Genomic DNA, 21,216 nt, shown 5'->3' with positions numbered 1-21,216 from the left:
GGAGAGAGGCGTGTCCATCAGAAGGAGGACGCTCGCGGCGGCGATCCTGCCCGCGCTCGCGGCGAGCATGATCGGGCTTACGGCAGCCTTGCCGGCACAGGCAGGACCCGAGCCGGCGACCGGTGTGCAGGCACAGGACGATCTCCTCGACCAGCTCGAGGCCGTCCCCGGGCTCACGGTGGTCTCCGAGGAACCGGCACCCGCACCCGGCTACCGGTTCTTCTTCCTGACCTTCCGCCAGTCCGTCGACCACACGAACCCGCAGGGGCCGACGTTCGAGCAGCGCCTGCAGCTGCTCCACCGCGACACGTCCCGGCCGATGATCCTGCACACCACCGGCTACGACATGCCGGAGGTCGCGTTCCGCTCGGAGCCGACCGCGCTCGTCGACGGCAACCAGATCTCCGTGGAGCAGCGGTTCTTCACCCCGTCCCGGCCGGAGCCGGCGGACTGGTCCAAGCTGAACATCTGGCAGGCGGCCACCGACCACCACAAGATCGTCCAGGCGCTGAAGACGATCTACGCCGCCAAGTGGATCTCCACGGGCGCCAGCAAGGGCGGCATGACCTCGGTCTACCACCGCCGGTTCTACCAACGTGACGTGGACGGCGTGGTCGCCTACGTCGCGCCCAACGACCCGAACAACAAGCAGGACCGGGCGTACGACGACTTCTTCGCGAGCGTCGGCTCGACCCCGGCGTGCCGCACCGCGCTGAAGGACCTCCAGCAGGAGGCGCTGTCCCGGCGCACGAACCTGGTCAACCTGTACGACCAGTACGCCGCCGAGAACGACCTCTCGTTCGAGCGGGTCTTCGGCTCGACGGACAAGGCGTTCGAGATGACCGTGCTCGACACCGAGTGGGCGTTCTGGCAGTACTCGAGCGAGGCCGACTGCGGCGCCGTGCCGCCGCGGACCGCGACCGACCAGGAGATCTTCGACTTCATCGACAGCGTCGCGAGCTTCTCGTTCTACGCCGACCAGGGGATCCTCCCGTACACGCCGTACTACTACCAGGCCGCGACACAGCTCGGCTGGCCGCAGCCGAAGTTCTCCTACCTCAAGGATCTGCTGCACTACCCGAACCTCTACGTGGCGAACTCCAGCCTGCCGCCGGAGCTGCGCTCCGCGCACGACCCGTGGCCGATGACCGACGTGGACCGGTGGGTGAGCAAGGACGCGAGCGAGATGCTGTTCGTCTACGGCTCCAACGACCCGTGGGGTGCCGAGCCGTTCCACCCGAGCGACAAGGACTCCTACACCTACACGGCACCGGGCGCCAACCACGGCGCGGACATCGAGGCGCTGAACCCGGCCGACCGGGCCGCCGCCACCGCGACGGTCCTGCGCTGGGCCGGCGTGAGCGCCGCCCCGGCCGCCGAGTCCGCGGAGACCCGCGCGCTCGACCAGCGGGACCCGCGGAACATCCGCCGCCCGCTCTGACCCAGGTCACCAACGGCGGTCACGAAACGGCGCTCCCCGGCAACCGGGGGGCGCCGTTCTCGTGTCGGCGGCCCGCCGGCAGCTACCCTTGAGCGCGATGCGACCGACCGGATGGCGAGCGTGGGTCACGCTCGCGGTGGTGATCCTGCTGTTCGGCACGGTTCTGCTCGTGAGTGACGGCCGCGCACCCGACCCCACCCCGCTGCCCGGCCCACCGCAGGACGCGCCGCGCGTGCTGGTCGCCATGGGCGACAGCACGATCTCCGGCGAGGGCGCGGGCGAATACGAGGAGGGCACCGACGGCGAGGACGGCAACTGGTGCCACCGCTCCCGGCACGCCTCGATCCACCAGACAGGCCTGGAGACGATCGACCGGACGTTCAACCTGGCGTGCTCGGGTGCGCCGTCCCCGCAGGTCGGGCTGGGCGACGTCGAGCAGTACACCGAGCCGTCCCAGGCGGAGCGGCTCGCGGCGATCGCGGCCGGCAACCGCGTGGCCGCGGTCGTCGTCGGGGCGGGCGCGAACGACGAGCCGGCGTTCTCGCACGTGCTCGACGCATGCGTCGAGGCGTGGACCGGCCGGGGCGAGCCGTGCGGCGAGTCCGTCGGGCCGGAGTGGTCGCAGCGGGTGGACAAGATGGTGCCGAAGCTGGTTCGGGCGCTCGAGGACATCCGGACGGTGATGAGCAACGCCGGTTACGAGGAGTCCGACTACCAGCTGATCGTCCAGTCGTACGCGGCGCCCGTCGGCCCGAACGTGGCCGACGGTCTGCAGGACCTGTCCGGCTGCCCGTTCCGTTCCGACGACCTGCGCTGGGTCCAGCGCGACGCCGTCCCGGTCCTCACCGCCGGGGTCCGGGAGGCGGCGGCGCGGGTCGGCGCGAGGTTCCTGGACCTGTCCCGGGCGGGCATCGGCCACGAGGCGTGCTCCAACGAACGTGACCAGAGCACGGAGTGGTTCCGCCGGCTGGCGGTCAAGTGGGACGACCTGCAGCACGAGGACCGCGCGACGCACGCCCTGCAGGAGTCCTTCCACCCCAACGCGACGGGCCACGAGCAGATCGGCGGCTGCCTGGGCGAGTTCCTGTACACGCCGGACCAGGCGGCGGCCTGCCTGGCCGGCGAGGGCGGCGACCTGCACCCCGCGAGCAGCGTCGGTCCCTGAGTCGGTCCCGGAATCGGCCCTTTGTCGGTCCCGGAATCGGCCACCTGACGGTGCCCAGCGTTCACCAAGGTGCCCTACGGTGACCGCACACCCGCTTCCTCAACCGACGGAGGTCACGACGTGCGGGCCCTGCATCGTTCCCTGCTCCTGCTCCTCGCCCTGGTCGGACTCGTCGCCGCCACGCTCCCGGCGGCCGCGAGCCCACCCCACGGCGTCGCGCCTCTCCCCCAGGCCCACGCGCACAACGACTACGAGCACGACCGTCCCCTCCTCGACGCGCTCGACCACGGCTTCACGAGCGTCGAGGCGGACATCTTCCTCGCGGACGGCGAGCTGCTCGTGGCGCACGACCCGGAGGATCTCGACCCCGACCGGACGTTGCGGTCGCTCTACCTGGATCCCTTGCGGCACAAGGTGACCCACGGCGGCATCTATCCGGGCGAGCGCGTCGACTTCCAGCTGCTGATCGACATCAAGACCGAGGGCGAGTCCACCTACGCCGCCCTCGACGCGGTGCTGCGCTCGCCGCGGTACCGGTTCCTCTGGAGCGCCTACCGCTTCGGCCACGTCCGGCGCGGCCCGGTGACCGCGGTCGTCTCCGGCAACCGGCCGCGCGCCACGATGGAGTCCCAACAGACCCGGTTCGCGTTCTACGACGGCCGCATCGCCGACCCCGACGACCTCGGCCCCGGGGACGACGCCCGGCTGACCCCGCTGGTGTCGGACAACTGGACCACGCTCTTCTCCTGGCAGGGCACGGGCGAGATGCCGGCCGACGAGCGGGCCGAGCTGAAGCAGATCGTCGACACGGCCCACGCGGCCGGCCAGCGAGTCCGCTTCTGGGCGACACCCGACGCACCGGGACCCGAACGTGACGCGGTCTGGCGCGAGCTAGTGGCGGCCGGGGTGGACCACATCAACACCGATGACCTCGCCGGGCTCGAGAAGTTCCTGCGCGCGGCGGCTGTGTCCGCGGCCTGACCCACCGGCCGGCGGCGTCCGCGCGACGGGCGCCGCCGGCCCGTTCGTCCTCGGTGGACCTCTCGGGCCGACGAGCTGATCGCGGGCGGCGGAGTCAGTCGGCGGTGGCGGTCCTGCGGGCGCGGAAGGCCGCCGCCTTGACGCGGTTCTGGCATGCCGTCGAGCAGAAGCGGCGGGTGCCGTTGCGAGAGATGTCGACGTAGATCCGGTCGCAGCCGGCCGCGTTGCAGATGCCCAGCCGGTCCACCGCCGGGTTGCCCAGCACGATCGCCAGCGCGGTGGCCATGGACGCGGCGCAGCCCACGGCCCACTCCGCGTCCGCGCTGTGGAAGTGCAGGTGCCACGGCTCGCCGTCGTGCCGGGCCAGCATCGGCATCGCGCCCGTGGCGCGCATGATCGCGTTCAGCTCGAAGCAGGCGCCGTCCACCTCGCCGGCATCGACCAGCTCGACGACTCGCCGCAACCGGGTCGCCCAGCCCGCGAGCTCCGCCGCCTCCGACTCGCTCGGGTGGCCGGTCGCTCGCGCGTACGGCACCACCTCCCGTACCGCGGCGACCAGGTCGACCGGCCGCGTGAACCGCCGACCGTGGCGCTCTCCGGGCGTCACGTCGTTGATCAACCGCACCGCGTACGTCAGGACGTCGCTCGTATGACTGTCAAAGTTCACTTGACCAGTTACCTCTCCGCCAGCTAACGTCACTGCCATTGACAATATAGACAGTTATGGAGGTGCGCGATGCAGGGTACGACGGCACAGCGGTGGGTCCGGCGCTGGGACGCGCAGCAGGAGCGCTACGTCCCCGACCGCGAGGAGCGGTTCCGGGTGGTCATCGACGTCGTCCGGGCCGCGGTCGGCACCGGGCCGGCCAGCGTGGTCGACCTGGGCTGCGGCCCGGGATCACTCTCGGCGAGACTCGCGGCCGCGCTCCCCCGGGTGGACGTGGTCGGGGTGGACGCGGACCCGCTGCTGCTCGGCCTCGGCGCGGCGAACACCGGGCCGCGGGTGCGGCTGGTCCAGGCCGACCTCGGCTACCCCACCTGGCCGGACCGCACCGGGCTCGCCGGACCGTGGGACGCGGCGGTGTCCTCGACCGCCCTGCACTGGCTCGACCCCGACTCGCTCGCCGCGCTGTACCGGACGCTGGCCGAGCGGCTGCGACCCGGAGGCGTGTTCGTCAACGCCGACCACATGGCCCCCGGAATGTCTACTGTGGACACGATCGCGGCGGCCGTGCGCGAGGCCCGGACCGCCCGCGCCGGCACCGGGAACAACGAGGACTGGGCGCAGTGGTGGCAGGCGCTGGGCGAGGACACCGAGCTGGCCCCACTGCTCGACGGCCGCCCCGCCACGCCGATCGACCACACCGAGAACGAGCTGACCGTCGGCCAGCACGCGGAGCTGCTGCGGGCGGCCGGGTTCACCGAGGCCGCCCCCGTTTGGCAGTTCGGCGACGACCACGTGCTCGTCGCGGTCCGGTAACTACAGCGCCGGCGAGCGGCCTTCGTACGGAGTGGACAGTACGACCGTGGTGCGGGTGGACACCTTGGCGGACTCGCGGATCCGGCGCAGCAGGTCCTCGAGCGCCGCCGGGGAGGCCACCCGCACCAGCAGGATGTAGGACTCGTCGCCGGCCACCGAGTAGCACGCCTCGATCTCGCGGACGTGGCTGATCCGCTGTGGATAGTCGTCCGGCGCTGCCGGGTCGATCGGCGTCAGCGAGATGAACGCGGTCAGCGGCAGCCCGATCACCTCGGCGTTGAGGTGCGCGGAGTACCCGCGGATCACGCCGCGCTGCTCGAGCCGGCGCACCCGCTGGTGTACCGCCGACACCGACAGGCCGACCCGTTCGGCGAGATCGGTGAAGCTGCATCTGCCGTCCGCGGACAGCTCGCGGGCGATGGCCTGGTCGATCGGCTCCAACTCCGAGGCCGTCATGCCGGAAGGACGGTCAGCTCGTGCGGCCGGACGTTCAGCGGCTCGACACCGTCCTCGGTGACCACCACGATGTCCTCGATCCGCGCGCCCCACCGGCCCGGCTGGTAGATGCCCGGCTCCACGGAGAACGCCATGCCCGGCTCGAGCGGCAGCGTGTTGCCCGCGACGATGTACGGGTCCTCGTGCACGTCGAGCCCGATGCCGTGGCCGGTGCGGTGGATGAAGTACTCGCCGAACCCGGCGTCGGCGATGATCCGGCGCGCCGCCGCGTCGACGTCCTGCGCCGCCACACCCGGCCGGACCGCCTCGACGGCCGCCGCCTGCGCGGCCTGCAGCACCGCGTAGGTGTCGGCCACGTCCTGCTGGCGCGGCTCGCCGAGCACGTACGTGCGCGTGCTGTCCGAGCAGTAGCCCTCCGCGACCGGGCCGCCGATGTCGACCACCACGACGTCGCCCGCCTCGAACACCCGGTCCGACAGGCTGTGGTGCGGGCTCGCGCCGTTCGGGCCGGAACCGACGATCACGAACTCGGCGACCGTGTGGCCCTCCTCGACGATCGCGGCCGCGATGTCCGCGCCGGCCGCCGCCTCGGTACGGCCGACCCGGACGAACTCCGCCATCCGCGCGTGCACCCGGTCGATCGCCGCACCGGCCCGGCGCAGCGCGGCGACCTCGGCGGCGTCCTTGCGCATCCGCAGCTCGCGCACGATCGGCCCGGCCAGGACCTGCTCGGCGCCCGGCAGCGCGCGGCGCAGGCCCAGCACGTGCAGCGCCGGCATCATGTCGCCCAGCGCCACCCGGGACACCCCGCCGAGCCGCGACGCGACCAGCGTGTACGGGTCCTCGGCGTCGACCCAGGTGGCGATCTCGACGCCCAGCTCCTCGGTCGGCACCGCCGCGTAGCCCGGCGCCTCCAGCTTCGGCACCACGAGCACCGCCGGCGCGCCAGTGGGCACGACCAGGCAGGTCAGCCGCTCGAAGGAGGTGCCGGTCCCGCCGAGCAGGTAGCGCAGGTCCGAGCCGGGTGCCATGAGCAGGGCGTCCACGCCGGCGGTTCCGGCGGCCTCCCGGGCACGGTCCAGCCGCGCGCGCAGTGCCGTCGGATCGATCGCGGGAACGGTGGTCGACATGCGGGAAAGCCTAGTCCCTGGCGTCCGGTGCCTCATGTCAGCGACATGTCGGCGCGGCGTCCGCCCACGTCTACCCGGGTCGGCCCCGGTCGGGGCACTGTCACTCGCGCCTCCCGGCATGGCAGGCTTGCGCCCGTGAGTGGTCCCCTCGCGCTGCTGGACTCGGCGAGCCTGTACTTCCGGTCCTACTTCGCGCTACCCGATTCGATGACCGCCCCGGACGGGACGCCGGTCAACGCCGTGCGCGGGTTCGCCGACACGGTCGCCCGCATCCTGACCGAGCGGAAGCCGTCGCGGCTCGTGGCCTGCATGGACGCCGACTGGCGACCGGCCTTCCGGGTCAAGGCGCTGCCCTCGTACAAGGCGCACCGGGTCGCCGACCCGGTCAACAACATCGAGGAGGTGCCGGACACGCTGACCCCGCAGGTGCCGATCATCCTCGACCTGCTGGACGCGGTCGGCCTCGCCACGGCCGAGGCCGCCGGCTACGAGGCCGACGACGTGATCGGCACGCTCGCGCACCGCGAGACGACCCACCCGGTGGAGGTCATCTCCGGCGACCGGGACCTGTTCCAGGTGGTGCGTGACGAGCCGACACCGGTGTCGGTCGTCTACGTCGGGCGCGGCTGGGCGAAGGCGGAGGTGCTCGGGCCGCGCGAGCTGGCCGCGCGCTACGACCTGCCACCCGAGAACAGCGGGCCCGCCTACGCCGACATGGCGCTGCTGCGCGGAGATCCCTCCGACGGGCTGCCCGGCGTGACCGGGGTCGGCGAGAAGACCGCGGCGAAGCTGATCACCCGGTTCGGCTCGCTGGAGGGCCTGCTCGCCGCCGCGGCCGCGGGCGACAAGCTGGTGCCGTTGCGGGTCAAGACCGCCCTCTCCGACGCCGCCGCGTACGTCGCCGCCGCACCGCTCGTGGTCCGCGTGGCGGTCGACGCCGCGGTGACCGTGGACCGGCCCGACGCCGTGCCCGCCGCGCCGCGCGACCTGGACCGGGTCCGGGCACTGCAGGAGACGTGGGACCTCGGCGCGTCCGTGGACCGCCTCCTCGCCGCACTGGCGGCCGCAGGAAACTAGGGACGGTCTCGCGGGGGACCGTCTCGTGGATCTTCGTGTGAGGTCTTGTGCCTACCAGCGCGACCTCAGGGGTACCGTGACGGCGGCCAGCCACGATCAACCCGGTATTCGCACCGTTCGCTGGGACGCGACCAACACTTTTGATTCCGGAGAGGCGGGCTAGAACAAGCTACCGCACCAGGACGGGCGGTCCGTGGCGAACAGCCGGTCGGCCGCGGCGAGCGCGGCCGGGTCGTGCCCGGTGAGCCGGCCGATCGCGGCGAGCGTCGACGGGCGCCAGGTGCCGAAGTAGATCATGCCGAGCGCCTCCGCGCTCATCGTGAGCGCGGCCGGCGCGCCGGTCCGCTCCATCCCTTGTGGACTGATCAGGTAGCGGCCGGCGTTGGTGGGCAGCAACTGATCCACGATCTCGACCACCACCGGGTCGGCCGGGCCGTACGTGCGCGCGCCGAGCGCGGCGGGCACGTCCACGACCCGCACCCACAGCTCGTCCTCCTGCTCGCCGCGGATCGCGTACAGGTCGACGAGCATCGCGTCGAGCGGGTCGTCCGTCGGCCGCACGTAGACGGTGACCTCCTCGACCAGGTCGATGCCGAGCAGGAACCGCCACAGGTCGTTGGCGACGTGCTGGGTGGCGGCCATGAAGTCGAGCACCGCGATCGAGGCGCCGACGCGCGGGTCGTCGGAGGGGAACTGGCTCGGCCGGTAGCCGACGAAGCCGTCGATCACGCCGTCCGGGTCGTAGTGCGCGGCGGCGCGGAAGTAGCCGTGCGCCATGCGGTACTCGTAGCCGAGGACCCACCAGTGCGACGAGCGGCTCATCATCCCGGCGCGGGTGTGCCGCAGCCGCGGGTAGGCCTCGGGCAACAGTGTCATCACCTCGTCCCTGGTGAGCAGCCGCACCGTGCCGGCGGTCGGCACCTCGGGCCGCATGCGCGCCCGAGGCGAGCGCACGCGCATGGTGTGGACGCGGGTGCCCACGCCGTAACCGAAGCGCCCGTAGATGGTCGGCTCACTGGCGTGCAGGGCGGCGAACACCTCACCCGCCGTGGCGATCTCGGCGAGTTGCAGGCGCACCATCCCGGTGAGCGCGCCGCGCCGCCGGTGGTCGGTGCGCACGCCGACCGCGGTCACGGCGGCCATGGGCAGGACCGCGCCGCCGGGCACCGTCATGCCGGCGGACAACGAGGTGACCGAGCCGATCATCGTGGTGCCGGCGAAGGCGCCGTAGGTGCGACCCGGCTCGTAGATCTTCCGGGCGATCGCCCACTTCTCGTCGTTGAGCGGCTCGTCGTGCAGCGCCTCGCGGAAGACGTCGTTCGCCACCCGCAGCTCGTCGTCCCGGACCGCCCGGTACTCGAACTCGGTGTCCCGGGCAGGCGACAGGGTCTGGGTCATCCGCCGATGATGCCCTTCTCCGACGCCGCGCCGCGACCGATTACTCCGGCGGGCTGACCTCGAACTCCCCGTTCTCGTTGAGCACGCTCACGGTGACGGTCTTCTCCTGCCCCGCGACCGTGACCGTGCAGTCGACCTCGAGCGCGAGCTCGGCCGGGCAGTCGACCTCGCCCACGTCGGTGAGCTGGTACTCCTGCTCGAGGATCTTCGCCACGCCGTCGGCGCCTTCGAGGAGCTGCTCGTTCAGCACGTCGGGCGAGGGCAGCTCGACATCCGGCACCTCGGGCAGCTCGACGCTGTCCTCACCGCACCCAGCGAGCAGAAACACCGGCACCGCAACGAAACCCACGACCCGACGACGCACACGACTCCCTCCGGAACCCGGACAATTGGGTGCCGAGCGTATCGTGCGTCAGCCGCCTTCGGGCGTGGACACCTCGTACTGGCCCTCGTCGTTCACGACGGTGATCTTGACGGTCCGCTTCTCGTCGCGGATGGTCACCGTGCACTCGAACGTGTTGCCCTGCTTGACTTCCTGGTCGGCCGGGCAGTCCACATCGGTGATTTCCTCGGCGGGCTCGTTGTAGTTCTCCACGAGGATCTTCTTCACACCCTGGTCGCCCTGCAGCGCGGCTTCGTCGAACACCTTCTTGGTCAGGAAGCCCGGCGTCACGAAGCCCAGCACGCCGAACGCGCCGGCCGCCAGCACGACGACGACCACGACGACCCAGATCCACGCGCCGCCCTTCTTCGGCGGCGGCCCGTACGGCGACTGGCCCGGGTAACCGGGCTGCTGGCCGTACCCACCGTAGGGCTGCTGCTGGTACGGGTACTGCTGCGTCGGCTGCTGCCCGTACCCGCCGTACGGCTGCTGCGACGGGTCCGGCTGACCATACGGCTGCTGCGACGGGTCCGGCTGTCCGTACGGCTGCTGAGGCTGCCCGTAACCGCCCTGGCCCGGGGACCCGCCAGGAGGCGTGCCCGGGGTCGGACCGCCGCCGTAGGGCTGCTGTCCCCACTGCTGCTGCGGGTCGTTCCCACCGGGAGGCCCGTAGGGGCTGGTCATCGTTCGCCTCCGCGAGGTCGGGTCTGCTCTGCGCGGATCAAACCATATCGGCCGGTGTGCGTCGCGTGTACGCCGCCACGCGATTCCCCGCCGACTGGCCCAAGCACGGCATCGTCACACCGTACCGAGCGCCACGACCCCGCGCCGCATGCCCCGCACGGCCTCGTCCGCGGCCGCGCCGACCGGGTGGGCCTTGCCCATCACGTCGCGTAACTGGTCGAGCAGGTCGATCACCTGCCGGCACCACCGCACGAAGTCGCCGGCCGAGATCTCGCTGCCCGCGGACTCGGCGGCGGTCATGACACGCTCCAGCGACTCGCCGCGCGCCCAGCGGTACACGGTCCAGGCGAACCCCGCGTCCGGCTGCCGAGTCCGCTCCAGCTTGTGCCGCCGCTCGTCGGCCTCCAGCGCCGCCCACAGCCGCGCGGTCTCGGCCAGCGCGTCGGTCACCGGCCCCGCCGGCACCCGCGGCTCGGCCGGCCCGTCCCGGCGCGCCTCGAACACCAGCGCGGACACGACCGCCGCGAGCTCCGGCGGGGTCAGCGTGTCCCAGACGCCGTGGCGCAGGCACTCGGCCGCGAGCAGGTCCGACTCGCTGTAGATCCGCGCGAGCCGCCGGCCGGCGTCAGTCACCGCACTCGATCGTTCGCGTCGTTCAGCCGCTCGGCCGCCGCCCTCGCCCTCGCCGCCCTCGCCCTCGCCGCGATCGCCGGACGCGAGGTAGCCGCGCTCGGTCAGCAGCGCCCGGATCCGGTCGAAGGCGCGGGCCAGCGAGTGCGTGGTCGCTGCGACCTTCTGCTCCAGCTGCTGGGTCTCCGCACGCAGCCGGCGGTGCCGCTCCGCCCAGCGTGCGTGCACCTCGCGGTCCTCACAGCCGTGGCAGGAATGCGCGCGCAACGCCCGGCGCAACGCCGCCAGCTCGGCGTCCTCGCCGCTGCCGTCGGTACGGCGCCGGTAGCGACCCGGTGCCTCGATGCCGGTGTTGCGCAGTGTCGACGCGAGGTCCCGGCGCGACCGCGGCGAGCGCAGGTCCACCTGCTTGGGCAGCTTGACGCGGCCCAGCGCCTCCACCGGAGTCGGGAAGTCGGCCACCGACAGCCGCCCGGACCACCGGTCCTCGGTGATCACCAACGGCCGCGGGTCGCCCGTCGGGTCCACGCCCGGGTCGACCACGATCGCGAGCCCGGCCCGGCGGCCGGACGGCACGGCGATCACGTCGCCCTTGCGCAGCGCCTCCAGCGACCGCGCCGCCTCCGCACGCCGGGCCGCGGCGTTCCTGCGGGACAACGACTTCTCCCGTTCGGTCAGCTTCGCGCGCAGCTCCGCGTACTCCGTGAAGTCGCCGAGGTGGCAGGTCATCGACTCCTCGTAGCCCTCGAGCGCCTCGCGGTTGCGCTCGATCCGGCGCGCCAGGCCCACCACCGACCGGTCCGCCTGGAACTGTGCGAACGACTGCTCGAGCAGCTCGCGCGCGGCCCTGGCGCCGAGCCGGTCGACCAGGTTCACCGCCATGTTGTAGGCGGGCCGGAACGACGAGCGCAGTGGGTAGGTTCGGGTCGAGGCGAGGCCGGCGACCGTCTTCGGGTCCACCCCCGGCCCCCAGATGACGACGGCGTGCCCCTCGATGTCGATGCCGCGCCGCCCGGCCCGCCCGGTGAGCTGGGTGTACTCCCCCGCGGTCAGCTCGACGTGCGCCTCGCCGTTGTACTTCACCAACCGTTCCAGCACGACCGTGCGCGCCGGCATGTTGATGCCCAGCGCCAGCGTCTCGGTCGCGAACACCACCTTCACCAGACCGCGGACGAACAGCTCCTCGACGGTCTCCTTGAACGCCGGCAGCAGCCCGGCGTGGTGGCTCGCGAACCCGCGCTCCAGCGCCTCGCGCCACTCCCAGAAGCCCAGCACCCGCAGGTCGGCGTCGGCGAGGTCCCTCGTGCGCGCGTCGACGATGCGGCGGATCTCGGCGACCTCGGCGTCGGTGTTCATCCGCAGCCCCGACCGCGCACACTGGCCGACCGCCGCGTCGCAGCCGACCCGGCTGAACACGAACACGATGGCCGGCAGCAGCCCCGCGCCGTCGAGCCGGGACACCACGTCGACCCGCGAGGGCGGCCGGGACCGCGGGCCCCGCTGCGGCGCGCTGCGTCCGCGAGCCCGGCGCGGACCCTGCCACGACGTCTGCTGCCGGGTCGCGTCCTCGGTGCGGCGTAACAGGTTCGGGTTGATCCGCGGGTGGGCGTCGGCGTCCTCGCCGACGAAGAGGTCCAGCAGCCGGCCGGACACCATCATGTGCTGCCACAACGGAACCGGCCGGTGCTCGTCCACGACGACCGTCGTGTCACCGCGCACCTCGACGAGCCAGTCGCCGAACTCCTCGGCGTTGCTGACGGTGGCGGACAGACTGATCAACCGCACCCAGTCCGGCAGGTGCAGGATCACCTCCTCCCACACCGCACCGCGGAACCGGTCGGCGAGGTAGTGCACCTCGTCCATGACCACGTAGCCGAGCCCGTCGAGCGTGGACGAGCCCGCGTAGAGCATGTTGCGCAGCACCTCGGTGGTCATCACGACGATCGGCGCGCCGCCGTTCACCGACGTGTCACCCGTCAGCAGGCCGACCAGCTTCGTGCCGTACCGCTCCACCAGGTCGGCGTACTTCTGGTTCGACAGCGCCTTGATCGGCGTGGTGTAGAAGCACTTGCGGCCCTCGGCGAGCGCGAGGTGGACGGCGAACTCGCCCACCACGGTCTTGCCGGCCCCGGTCGGCGCGCACACCAGCACGCCGTGCCCGTCCTCCAGCGCGGCACAAGCCTGGTCCTGGAACGGGTCGAGCTCGAAGGGCAGCTGCTGGACGAACTCGGTCAGCTTGGGGTAGCTGGACCGACGCCGCGACGCCGCGTAAGCCTGGGCCGAAGACGAAGAAGGGCTGGTGGCCACGTCCTCAAGGCTTTCACACGCCCACGAGGTCAGCTCCGTCGGCCGACCACCGTGAGCGCGCCCGGCACGCAGCTGATCGCAACCGGAAGCGGACCGATCCGCTCCCCATCGGCGTAGGCCACCCAGCCGTTGCCGGCGCCGCCGGGACCGGCGAGGCGGATCTCGCGGGCGCGCGAGCACGTGACGAGCGGGTGGCGCACGTGCTCGCCGGTCCGCAGCTTGGGCAGCATCTTGACCAGGTCGAACCGGCCGGCCCGGCCGACCAGCGTGATGTCGAACAGCCCGTCGGTCAGGTCGGCGTCCGGGCAGATGGGGATCCCGCCGCCGTAGTACGGGGTGTTGCCGACGGCGATCTGGGTGGCCTCGTGCTCGGCGTGCGTGCCGTCCTCGACGACGCTCAGCCGCGCGGGGCGCAGCCTCGCCAGCTCGGCCACGACCGCGAGGTCGTAGCGACGCGGGCCGGCCGGCCAACGCATCCGGTTGGCACGCTCGTTGACCGCGGAGTCGAACCCCGCGCACAACACGCTGGCGAACCACGGACCCCCCTCGACCCGGCCGAGGTCCATCTTGGTGCGCTCGCCGGACGCGATCGCCGCGACCAGCGCGTCGGCCGCCGCCAGCGGGTCCTTGGGCGCGCCGAGCGTTCGGGCGAAGTCGTTGCCGGTGCCGGCGGGCACCACGGCGAGCGCGACGCCGGTGTCCGCGCAGAACTGCACGCCCTGATGGGCCGACCCGTCGCCGCCGACCACGACCAGCAGGTCGAGGTCGGTGTCGTGTGCCCGCTCCATCAGCCGGCGCGACTCCTCGACCGTGGTCGCGGCGACGGTGGTGAGCTCGTCGACGGCCCCGCGCAGCTTGGCGGCGACCCGGTCCGCGATCCGGCCGGCCCGACCGCGGCCGGACGCCGGGTTCACCACCATGGCGGCCCTCATCGCCCGCGCTCCACTCCCGCTCCCGCCCGTCAGGTCACGTCGTCGAAGCCGGCGGGCTCGGACTTCTTCGGCGGCTCCGGCACGTCGTCGGGCTCGAGGCCGTAGTCCTCCGGGTCGCCCCAGCCCTCGGCCACGGCCTGCCGGCCCTTCTTGCGGTCGTGGACGCGGGCGATCTGCACGGCCAGCTCGAGCAGCACGGTCATCGCGGCGGAGAGCACCAGCATGCCGATCGGGTCGGTGCCGGGCGTGGCGATCGCCGCGAACACGAACAGCCCGAAGATGATGCCCCGCCGCCACTTGCGGAGGTTGCGGTAGGGCAGCACGCCGATGCGGTTCAGCATCGTGACCAGCAGCGGCAGCTCGAAGCTCACCCCGAAGATCAGCAGCATCACCAGGACGAACGAGATGTAGTCGTTCGCGGCGAGCGCCGTGGCGAACGTGTCGCCACCGAAGCTGACGAGTACCTGCAGGCCCTTGGGCACCACGAAGTAGGCGAGCACCGCACCACAGGTGAACAGGAACGAAGCCAGCAGCACGAAGATGCGGGTGAACTTCCGCTCGTTGTCGTACAGGCCCGGGGTGATGAAGGCCCAGATCTGGTAGAGCCAGAACGGGCTGGTCAGCACCGCGCCCGCGGCGAGGCCGACCTTGAACTGGATGAGGAACGCCTCGAACGGTTTGGTCTGCAACAGCTGGCACTGGCCCGGCGTGGGCTCGAACCGCACCTCGGGAGCGGGCAGCGCACAGTACGGACCGGTGAGCAGGTCACCGAGGGACGCGACCGGGCCGATCCGCCACTGGAACCAGAGGAACCCGGCGATGCAGCCGACCAGCAGGGCCAGCAGCGCCAGGCCGATCCGGTGCCGCAGCTCGTACAGGTGGTCCCGAAGGGACATGGTGCCGTCGGGATTGTGCCGGCGGCTGTGAAGATGCTTCTTCTCGCTGCGGCCGTCCCCCCGGCGGTGCGGTTTGCGCGCCACCGATGCGAACCCGTTCTCTCAGCCGGAGTTCTTGTTCTGCTGAGCCTGCTCGACCGGCGCGGCGCCGTTCGCCTGCGCACCGCTCGCCTGGGCACCGTTCGTCTGTGCCGGTGTCTGTGCCGGAGTCTGCGGCTGGGCCTCGGGCAGCTGCTGCTGTGTGGCGGACTGTGCCGGTGGCGCGGCCGGGGTCTCGGCGTCCTTGTCGTCCTGCTCGTCGCCGCCGCGCATGCCCTTGGTCTCTTCCTTGAAGGCCTTGGCGGACTTGCCCAGCGAGCGCGCCATCTCCGGTAGCTTCCGTGCTCCGAAGAGCAGGATGATCACCCCGGCAATGATCAAGAGCTCGGGTACACCCAAGTTACCCACGGTCATCCTCCTGTCTCCCCCGGCGGTTCGATGGTACGTCAGCCGAGGCGTGCTTCACCCGTACGCGGGTCTCTTTCATCGCTACCCGCAAGGCGGCGGACCGCGCCCGGAGCGTGCCGGTCCGATCCCCGATCCGGGCGTTCACCGCCGCCGCCGTGACGCCGAACCGGCGCACGTTACGGAACGTCCGGACGAGTACCGGCACGAGCAGCGCCAACCCGACGACGACCACGATCCAGGTCGGCAGGTACGACATCACGTTCCTACCGTAGTGGGCGAGCACTATTCAAAACACTCCGGATCAGCCGCGCCCGGGCACACCGCGGGCCTGTTTTGAATTGTGCTCGTCAGGTGGCCCCTGTGGGGTCGGGCCACCGGCTTCCGGCGTCCAGGCCGATCACGGAGTCACCGAGAGCTGCCCGGCCCGGGCCAGCGCCCGCATTGCTCGGTCACGAAGACCCGCCGCGAGCTCCACCGGCTCCTCGACGGAGACGTCCCCGCCGAGACCCAGCAGCAGCCGGACCATCCACGACAGGTCCGCGTACCGCATCCTTACTCGGAGCCGGCCGCCCTCGAGTTCGGTCACCTTCTCCACCGGGTAGTACTCCGACACCCAGCGCGCGTCCGGCTCCAGCACCAGCTGCGCCACGTCCTGGTCGGGCCGCTCGCGGAACAGGCCCGCGGTGGTGTCGGTCGGCTCCGCGTAGGGCGGCGGCGCGGCCGGCTCGTCGAGCTCGGCGACCTCGTCGATGCGGTCGAGGCGGAACAGCCGCACGCCCTCAGCCCGCCGGCACCAGGCCTCGAGGTAGCTGCGACCCTCGACGATCAGCATCCGCATCGGATCGACCGTGCGCTCGTTGATCTCGTCCTTCGACGCCGTGTAGTAGGTCATCCGCAGCGCCCGCTTCGCCTTCAGCGCGCCATGCACGACCTGACGTGCCATGGCCGTGTTCTTGCCTTCGCGCACGCCGAGGCCGACCGCGACGCCGGCCGGCTGGGCCTGCCCGGCGGCGGCCTCGATCTTGGCGACCGCCCGGCGGACCGCGTCCGCGTCGGCCACACCCGGTGCCTCCAGCAGCGTGCGCAGCGCGACGAGCAGCGCGGTGGCTTCGGCGCCGGTGAGCCGCAGCGGGCGGTTCATGCCGGCGTCGAAGTTGACCGAGATCGTGTCGCCCTCGAACGACAGGTCGATCAGGTCGCCCGGCCCGTAGCCCGGGAGCCCGCACATCCACAGCAGCTCCAGGTCCTTGCGCAGCTGCCTGGCGGACACACCGAAGTCGGCGGCTGCCTCGTCGACGCGGATGCCCGGCCGCGCGATGAGGTACGGCACCAGCGCCAGCAGGCGTGGCAACCGGTCCTGCGACGTACTCACCGGCCCCCCTCCGTACTCCCCACGACCGTACTTCCCACGACCGCCAGCAGCCGCTCGTGGACCGACTTGCGCAGCACCTCCGGCTCGAGCACCACGGCGTCCTCGCCGTAGCCGGCGATCCAGCTGGCCGCCGAGTCCGCGTACCACACCTCCAGCTCGACGACGTCGCCCGGAACGCCGTCGATGGTCTGTTCGCCGACGATCGTGGCGCGGCGGCGCAGCCCGGCCGCCCGGTTCCTCGCCAGCCACAACCGCACGGTCGACGTGTCGGGCGGCTCGTCGCTGGAGTGCGACACGAACGTCAGCAGATCGACGTCCGGCGGCCGCCGCACCACCCCGGCCCGGCCGAACGCCTCGACCTCGCCCACGATGCGGGACAACCGGAAGCAGCGCGGCGCGTCGCGGTCGCGGTCGTGGCCGACCACGTACCAGCGGCCGCGCCAGGACACCACGCCCCACGGCTCGAGCGTGCGCCGGCGCAGCTCGGTCGGGTTCGGCCGGCGGTAGTCGAAGCTGACCGCGCGGCCCGCCTGCACCGCCGCGAGCAGCGGCCCGAACGCGGGCTCGGTGGTGCGCACCTTCGGCTCGACGACGGCCGGCACGCCCTGGTCGACGTCCACCCCGGCGGCGCGGAGCTTGAGCAGCGCGCCCGCCGCGGCGCCGGTGAGCTCGGGCGAGTCCCACAGCCGCACGGCGAGCCCGACCGCCGCGGCCTCGTCCGGCTCGAGGTCGATGTCGCCGAGCTCGTAGTCGCGGCGGGCGATCCGGTAGCCGTCGACCGTGTCGAAGGACCAGTTGCGGCCGACCTCCAGCGGCACGCCCAGCTCACGCAGCTCGGCCTTGTCCCGTTCGAACATCCGGAAGAAGGCCTCGTCCGTGGGCGCATCTGAGTATCCGGCCACGAGGGACCGGATGTGGTCGGCGGTCAGGTACTGGCGCGTGGACAGCAGACACAGCACCAGGTTGACGAGTCTTTCGGCGCGTGCGACGGACACGTTTCGAACTCTAGCCCGACTGACACAGCTCAGTCCTCCCAACGCGCCCGGCGATTCGTGCGAACGGTCCGTTCGCACCGCGTTCCCCCGATCAGTGTGCCGTCTCAGGCCCTGGTTAGTGGGTATTCGTGTGAGGTCTCACGCGGCCAACGGAACCTCAGGGGACCGTGACGGCACCCAGCCACAATCAACCGCACGTCCGCACCGTTCGCCAGAACGCAACCAACACTTTGAATTCCGGGGAGGCGGACTGATTCCGGGGAGGCGGACTAATGTGCGCCGGCGGGGTGGGTGTGCACGGTCGCGGCGGTGAGTCGTGGCACGTCGTGCCGCAGCAGGCGCTCGGCCGCGTGCGCGACGTCGTGCGCCTGGCGGAGCGTGAGCTCGGCCGGCACCGCGAGGTCGACCTCGGCGCGCAGGGTGTGCCCGATCCAGCGCAGCCGCACCGAGTCGACGGCCGCGACACCGGGGAGGTTCGCGAGCACGCCGCGGGCCCGCGCCACCAGGTCGGGGTCCACCGCGTCCATCAGCCGGCCGAGCACCTGGCGCGCCGCGCTCCAGGTGACCACCGCGATGGCGGCGGCGATCGCGAGGCCGACGACCGGGTCCGCCCAGCGCCAGCCGAGCGCCGCACCACCGGCCGACAACAGCACGGCGAGCGAGGTGATCGCGTCGGTGCGGGCGTGCAGGCCGTCGGCGACCAGAGCGGCCGAGCCGATCCGCCGGCCCGTGCGGATCCGGACCTGCGCGGCGATCTCGTTGCCCACCGCGCCGACCACGGCCGCGGCGGCGACGACGAGCAGGTGGTCGACCTGTCCGGGCGCGGCGAGGCGGCGCGTCGACTCGACGACCGCGAACACCGCGGAGGCGGCGATGACCGCGACGACCACGACCCCGGCGAGGTCCTCGGCCCGGCCGTAGCCGTAGGTGAACCGGCTCGTCGCGGGACGCCGGCCGAGCAGGAACGCGATGCCGACCGGTACCGCCGTGAGCGCGTCGGCGACGTTGTGCAGGGTGTCCGACAGCAGCGCCACCGAGCCGGACATCACGACGACCGCCCCCTGCACGACAGCCGTCACGCCGAGGACGACCAGCGAGATCCACAGCGCGCGCATGCCGCTCCGGTCCGTCGGCACGTCGTGCCCGTGTCCGTGTCCGTGCCCGTGTCCTCGGCTCATGCGGGGCATAATACGTGCTCATGCACGCACGCGACGACACTGCAACAGCACCTGACTGGCGACAACTGCCACCGGCCGTCCAGGTCGACGCGGCGGTCGAGGGCTTCCGGATGCTCGCGGACCCGACCCGGCTGCGCATGCTCTGGCTGCTGTGCGGCGCGGAGTACGACGTGACGAGCCTGGCAGCGGCGGTGGGCATCGCCCGGCCGGCGGTCTCCCAGCACCTCGGAAAGCTCCGGCTGGCCGGCCTGGTGGCCACCCGCCGCGACGGCCGCCGCGCGGTCTACCGGGCCCGCGGTACGCACGTCAGGAACCTGCTCGACGAAGCGATCGGTGCGGCGGTCCACCACCTCGGCGGCATTCCGGACGACGAGTTGGTCTGACCACTTGACCGTCCGGACTTCTGGGCGGCATGGTGTCGGGCATGGCCCTGCAACCCGTCGCCCGCCGGTCCGTCCCGGACGCCGTGTTCGACCAGATCCTCGCCGACGTCGTGAGCGGCGAGTTCGCTCCGGGCGATGCGCTGCCCAGCGAGCGCAGGCTCGCCGAGGTGCTCGGCGTGTCCCGGCCGGCGGTACGCGAGGCCTTGCAGCGGGTGGCCGCGGCCGGACTCGTCGAGGTCCGCCAGGGCGGCACCACGACGGTCCGCGACTACCAGCGGCACGCGGGCCTCGACCTGCTCCCCCACCTCCTGCTGCCGGGCGGCGAGCTGAACCTGTCGGTGGCGCGCAGCATCCTCGAGGCCCGGCTGCTCGTCGGTCCGAAGGTGGCCGAGCTCGCCGCCGAGCGGGCCGGCCGCCGGCTCGGCGGCCCGCTGCGGGAGACGGTCGACGCGCTCGAGGCCGCGGCCGACTCCGTCGACCGCCAGCGGCGGGCGCTGACGTTCTGGGAGCAGGTCGTGGACGGCGCCGACTCGATCGCGTTCCGGCTGATGTTCAACGGCCTGCGCGCCGCCTACGAGCCGGCCATCGCGGTGCTCGGCCCGGTGATGGACGCCGAGGTCACCCGTGTCGAGGTCTACCGCGCGCTGACCACCGCGATCGTGGCCGGCGACGCCCCCGAGGCCCGCCGCCTCGCCGAGGACCTGCTCGGCGCGGGCACCCGGGGCCTGCTGTCGGTGATCCGGACGCTGGAGGAACAGGAGGAATGACGCCGTGACCGACAACGTGACTGACGACGTGACTGACGACGTCGACGCCCGCGCGCGGGCGCAGGTCCGCGCGGACGAGGCCGCGATCACGGGCTCCCGACGCCGCTCCACCAGCCTGCGCGACGCGGCCCGGATGTTCTGGCGGCATCCGTCGCCCTGGATGCTCGCCACCGTGCTGGCCGGCGCCGTGACGGCCCGGCTGATCGTCGGCGACTGGCGCGTGACCGACGCGATCACGCCGGTGATCATGGTGGCGGCCTTCCCGTTCTTCGAGTGGGTCGTGCACGTGTGCGTGCTGCACTGGCGGCCGCGCCGGGTCGGCCGGGTCGTGCTCGACCCGCTGGTGTCCCGCAAGCACCGCGCGCACCACGCCGACCCGCGGGACGTGCCGCTCGTGTTCATCCCGTGGCAGGTACAGCTGTGGCTGCTGGCCTCGACGACCGCGATCGCGTTGCTCGCCTACCCCCGGTTCGGCCTCGGGCTGACCTTCCTGACGACCGCGGCGGCGCTGGGCCTGGGCTACGAGTGGGTGCACTACCTGATCCACAGCGACTACCGGCCGCGGACCCGGCTGTACCGGGCGATCTGGCGCAACCACCGGCTGCACCACTACAAGAACGAGCACTACTGGTTCACGGTGACCACGTCCGGCACCGCGGACCGGGTCCTGCGCACCCACCCCGACCCGGAGGGAGTCACTACCTCGAAGACGGTCCGCGCCCTGCACTCCCGCGAGGCGGCCGCGAACTAAACCGCCGTGCGCATCTCGTCGGTCAGCAGGGCCTCCTGTTCGGGGGTGAGGCCGTTGCCGGCCAGGCCGTGGGCGAGAATCAGCATCGACTTGACGACCGCCTCCTCGCGCATCTCCACCGGCATCTCCCGCAGCGGCCCGTCCAGCAGCGTGGACAGCCCGTGCACCACCGACCAGGCCGCCACCTCGGCGAGCGGCCGCCGCTCGGCGCTGAGGTAGCCGACCGCCACCAGCTCGTCGAGTGACGCCAGCAGCATGCTGAACGGGTCGTGCTCTAGCGCCTTGTCCGGGTCGCGCAGCGGGCCCTCCCACGAGAACACCGTGCGGAACAGGCCCGGCTGCGCCCGCGCGAACGCGATGTACC

The 21,216-nt window shown here is 72.3% G+C and carries 23 protein-coding genes; 8 read left to right on the top strand and 15 right to left on the bottom strand.

What is annotated here, in order from left to right; translation table 11 throughout:
- Nucleotides 1-10 precede the first annotated feature (10 nt).
- From ACRDTB_RS21410 to ACRDTB_RS21400, 3 genes are all read left to right on the top strand, one after another.
- Nucleotides 11-1,441 (top strand): S28 family serine protease, encoded by a 1,431-nt coding sequence (locus ACRDTB_RS21410; RefSeq protein ID WP_431432874.1) that lies wholly within the window; start codon nucleotides 11-13, stop codon nucleotides 1,439-1,441.
- Between the two features lie 97 nt (nucleotides 1,442-1,538).
- The gene (locus tag ACRDTB_RS21405) at nucleotides 1,539-2,606 is read left to right on the top strand and encodes a GDSL-type esterase/lipase family protein (RefSeq protein ID WP_431432872.1); all 1,068 of its coding nucleotides are present in this window, start codon (nucleotides 1,539-1,541) and stop codon (nucleotides 2,604-2,606) included.
- Nucleotides 2,607-2,726: 120 nt separating this feature from the next.
- Nucleotides 2,727-3,587, top strand: coding sequence for a phosphatidylinositol-specific phospholipase C/glycerophosphodiester phosphodiesterase family protein (locus ACRDTB_RS21400; protein WP_431432871.1), 861 nt, complete (start codon nucleotides 2,727-2,729; stop codon nucleotides 3,585-3,587).
- Between the two features lie 94 nt (nucleotides 3,588-3,681).
- Here the strand turns inward: ACRDTB_RS21400 and ACRDTB_RS21395 are convergent, their stop codons facing one another.
- Nucleotides 3,682-4,254 carry a CGNR zinc finger domain-containing protein gene (locus tag ACRDTB_RS21395; protein ID WP_431432869.1) on the bottom strand — a complete coding sequence of 191 codons (573 nt, stop codon included), beginning with the start codon at nucleotides 4,252-4,254 and terminating at the stop codon, nucleotides 3,682-3,684.
- 69 nt (nucleotides 4,255-4,323) lie between these two features.
- On the opposite strand from ACRDTB_RS21395, the gene ACRDTB_RS21390 reads away from it, so the two are divergent.
- On the top strand, nucleotides 4,324-5,067 hold the full coding sequence (locus ACRDTB_RS21390; RefSeq protein WP_431432867.1) for a class I SAM-dependent methyltransferase: 744 nt from the start codon (nucleotides 4,324-4,326) through the stop codon (nucleotides 5,065-5,067).
- Here ACRDTB_RS21390 and ACRDTB_RS21385 read toward each other — a convergent pair whose 3' ends face one another.
- Both ACRDTB_RS21385 and ACRDTB_RS21380 read right to left on the bottom strand, forming a co-directional pair.
- Nucleotides 5,068-5,523, bottom strand: coding sequence for an Lrp/AsnC family transcriptional regulator (locus ACRDTB_RS21385; protein WP_431432865.1), 456 nt, complete (start codon nucleotides 5,521-5,523; stop codon nucleotides 5,068-5,070).
- Nucleotides 5,520-6,653 (bottom strand): M24 family metallopeptidase, encoded by a 1,134-nt coding sequence (locus ACRDTB_RS21380; protein ID WP_431432863.1) that lies wholly within the window; start codon nucleotides 6,651-6,653, stop codon nucleotides 5,520-5,522. The genes ACRDTB_RS21385 and ACRDTB_RS21380 overlap by 4 nt, the downstream gene beginning before the upstream one ends.
- A gap of 135 nt (nucleotides 6,654-6,788) precedes the next feature.
- Here ACRDTB_RS21380 and ACRDTB_RS21375 point away from each other — a divergent pair, with 135 nt between their 5' ends.
- Nucleotides 6,789-7,730: a 5'-3' exonuclease gene (locus ACRDTB_RS21375; RefSeq protein ID WP_431432862.1), complete on the top strand. Its 942-nt coding sequence runs from the start codon at nucleotides 6,789-6,791 to the stop codon at nucleotides 7,728-7,730.
- A gap of 159 nt (nucleotides 7,731-7,889) precedes the next feature.
- Here the strand turns inward: ACRDTB_RS21375 and ACRDTB_RS21370 are convergent, their stop codons facing one another.
- The 11 genes from ACRDTB_RS21370 to ACRDTB_RS21320 form a co-directional block, all read right to left on the bottom strand.
- The gene (locus ACRDTB_RS21370) at nucleotides 7,890-9,128 is read right to left on the bottom strand and encodes a GNAT family N-acetyltransferase (RefSeq protein WP_431432860.1); all 1,239 of its coding nucleotides are present in this window, start codon (nucleotides 9,126-9,128) and stop codon (nucleotides 7,890-7,892) included.
- A gap of 40 nt (nucleotides 9,129-9,168) precedes the next feature.
- Nucleotides 9,169-9,477: a DUF4333 domain-containing protein gene (locus ACRDTB_RS21365; protein WP_431432858.1), complete on the bottom strand. Its 309-nt coding sequence runs from the start codon at nucleotides 9,475-9,477 to the stop codon at nucleotides 9,169-9,171.
- A 63-nt stretch (nucleotides 9,478-9,540) separates the two neighbouring features.
- Nucleotides 9,541-10,194, bottom strand: a complete 654-nt coding sequence (locus ACRDTB_RS21360; RefSeq protein ID WP_431432856.1) for a DUF4333 domain-containing protein — start codon at nucleotides 10,192-10,194, stop codon at nucleotides 9,541-9,543.
- A 114-nt stretch (nucleotides 10,195-10,308) separates the two neighbouring features.
- Complete coding sequence (locus ACRDTB_RS21355) at nucleotides 10,309-13,131, bottom strand: DEAD/DEAH box helicase (protein ID WP_431432855.1); 2,823 nt, start codon at nucleotides 13,129-13,131, stop codon at nucleotides 10,309-10,311.
- A 29-nt stretch (nucleotides 13,132-13,160) separates the two neighbouring features.
- Nucleotides 13,161-14,063: a diacylglycerol/lipid kinase family protein gene (locus ACRDTB_RS21350; protein ID WP_431432853.1), complete on the bottom strand. Its 903-nt coding sequence runs from the start codon at nucleotides 14,061-14,063 to the stop codon at nucleotides 13,161-13,163.
- Between the two features lie 29 nt (nucleotides 14,064-14,092).
- Nucleotides 14,093-15,043, bottom strand: a complete 951-nt coding sequence (gene tatC / locus ACRDTB_RS21345; protein ID WP_431432851.1) for a twin-arginine translocase subunit TatC — start codon at nucleotides 15,041-15,043, stop codon at nucleotides 14,093-14,095.
- An 18-nt stretch (nucleotides 15,044-15,061) separates the two neighbouring features.
- Nucleotides 15,062-15,412: a Sec-independent protein translocase subunit TatA gene (tatA, locus tag ACRDTB_RS21340; RefSeq protein ID WP_431432849.1), complete on the bottom strand. Its 351-nt coding sequence runs from the start codon at nucleotides 15,410-15,412 to the stop codon at nucleotides 15,062-15,064.
- On the bottom strand, nucleotides 15,399-15,662 hold the full coding sequence (locus ACRDTB_RS21335) for a bacteriophage holin (protein WP_431432898.1): 264 nt from the start codon (nucleotides 15,660-15,662) through the stop codon (nucleotides 15,399-15,401). Before ACRDTB_RS21335 ends, tatA begins: the two co-directional genes overlap by 14 nt.
- Before the next feature lie 141 nt (nucleotides 15,663-15,803).
- The gene (locus tag ACRDTB_RS21330) at nucleotides 15,804-16,778 is read right to left on the bottom strand and encodes a helix-turn-helix transcriptional regulator (RefSeq protein ID WP_431432848.1); all 975 of its coding nucleotides are present in this window, start codon (nucleotides 16,776-16,778) and stop codon (nucleotides 15,804-15,806) included.
- Entirely contained in the window at nucleotides 16,775-17,773 is a 999-nt protein-coding gene (locus ACRDTB_RS21325; protein ID WP_431432846.1) for a helix-turn-helix transcriptional regulator, read from the bottom strand. The genes ACRDTB_RS21330 and ACRDTB_RS21325 overlap by 4 nt, the downstream gene beginning before the upstream one ends.
- Before the next feature lie 269 nt (nucleotides 17,774-18,042).
- Nucleotides 18,043-18,951, bottom strand: a complete 909-nt coding sequence (locus ACRDTB_RS21320; protein ID WP_431432844.1) for a cation diffusion facilitator family transporter — start codon at nucleotides 18,949-18,951, stop codon at nucleotides 18,043-18,045.
- A gap of 20 nt (nucleotides 18,952-18,971) precedes the next feature.
- Between ACRDTB_RS21320 and ACRDTB_RS21315 the strand changes: the two genes are divergently transcribed.
- From ACRDTB_RS21315 to ACRDTB_RS21305, 3 genes are read left to right on the top strand one after another with little or no spacing between them, the layout of a single operon-like run.
- The gene (locus ACRDTB_RS21315; protein WP_431432842.1) at nucleotides 18,972-19,334 is read left to right on the top strand and encodes an ArsR/SmtB family transcription factor; all 363 of its coding nucleotides are present in this window, start codon (nucleotides 18,972-18,974) and stop codon (nucleotides 19,332-19,334) included.
- Nucleotides 19,335-19,375: 41 nt separating this feature from the next.
- Nucleotides 19,376-20,101, top strand: a complete 726-nt coding sequence (locus ACRDTB_RS21310; RefSeq protein ID WP_431432840.1) for a FadR/GntR family transcriptional regulator — start codon at nucleotides 19,376-19,378, stop codon at nucleotides 20,099-20,101.
- A 4-nt stretch (nucleotides 20,102-20,105) separates the two neighbouring features.
- A complete protein-coding gene (locus ACRDTB_RS21305) occupies nucleotides 20,106-20,852 on the top strand; it encodes a sterol desaturase family protein (protein WP_431432838.1) in 747 nt (248 codons plus the stop codon).
- Here ACRDTB_RS21305 and ACRDTB_RS21300 read toward each other — a convergent pair.
- Nucleotides 20,849-21,216: TetR-like C-terminal domain-containing protein (locus ACRDTB_RS21300; protein WP_431432836.1), on the bottom strand; the 368-nt coding region annotated here is incomplete at its 5' end. The two genes, ACRDTB_RS21305 and ACRDTB_RS21300, sit on opposite strands and share 4 nt — an antisense overlap.

The organism is Actinophytocola sp., from assembly GCF_050699935.1.
Classification (GTDB): domain Bacteria; phylum Actinomycetota; class Actinomycetes; order Mycobacteriales; family Pseudonocardiaceae; genus Actinophytocola.
Note: the sequence above shows the minus strand (reverse complement) of the source record. Positions and strands in the feature narration are given on the sequence as shown.

What these genes read in the sequence shown, in the direction of transcription:
- ACRDTB_RS21390 (WP_431432867.1), top strand. Translation starts at nt 4,324, where the DNA reads ATGCAGGGTACGACGGCACAGCGGTGGGTCCGGCGCTGGGACGCGCAG.
- ACRDTB_RS21335 (WP_431432898.1), bottom strand. Translation starts at nt 15,662, where the DNA reads ATGTCGTACCTGCCGACCTGGATCGTGGTCGTCGTCGGGTTGGCGCTG.
- ACRDTB_RS21315 (WP_431432842.1), top strand. Translation starts at nt 18,972, where the DNA reads ATGCACGCACGCGACGACACTGCAACAGCACCTGACTGGCGACAACTG.
- ACRDTB_RS21350 (WP_431432853.1), bottom strand. Translation starts at nt 14,063, where the DNA reads ATGAGGGCCGCCATGGTGGTGAACCCGGCGTCCGGCCGCGGTCGGGCC.
- ACRDTB_RS21385 (WP_431432865.1), bottom strand. Translation starts at nt 5,523, where the DNA reads ATGACGGCCTCGGAGTTGGAGCCGATCGACCAGGCCATCGCCCGCGAG.
- ACRDTB_RS21310 (WP_431432840.1), top strand. Translation starts at nt 19,376, where the DNA reads ATGGCCCTGCAACCCGTCGCCCGCCGGTCCGTCCCGGACGCCGTGTTC.
- ACRDTB_RS21370 (WP_431432860.1), bottom strand. Translation starts at nt 9,128, where the DNA reads ATGACCCAGACCCTGTCGCCTGCCCGGGACACCGAGTTCGAGTACCGG.
- ACRDTB_RS21380 (WP_431432863.1), bottom strand. Translation starts at nt 6,653, where the DNA reads ATGTCGACCACCGTTCCCGCGATCGATCCGACGGCACTGCGCGCGCGG.
- ACRDTB_RS21360 (WP_431432856.1), bottom strand. Translation starts at nt 10,194, where the DNA reads ATGACCAGCCCCTACGGGCCTCCCGGTGGGAACGACCCGCAGCAGCAG.
- ACRDTB_RS21405 (WP_431432872.1), top strand. Translation starts at nt 1,539, where the DNA reads ATGCGACCGACCGGATGGCGAGCGTGGGTCACGCTCGCGGTGGTGATC.
- tatA (WP_431432849.1), bottom strand. Translation starts at nt 15,412, where the DNA reads ATGACCGTGGGTAACTTGGGTGTACCCGAGCTCTTGATCATTGCCGGG.
- ACRDTB_RS21320 (WP_431432844.1), bottom strand. Translation starts at nt 18,951, where the DNA reads ATGAGCCGAGGACACGGGCACGGACACGGACACGGGCACGACGTGCCG.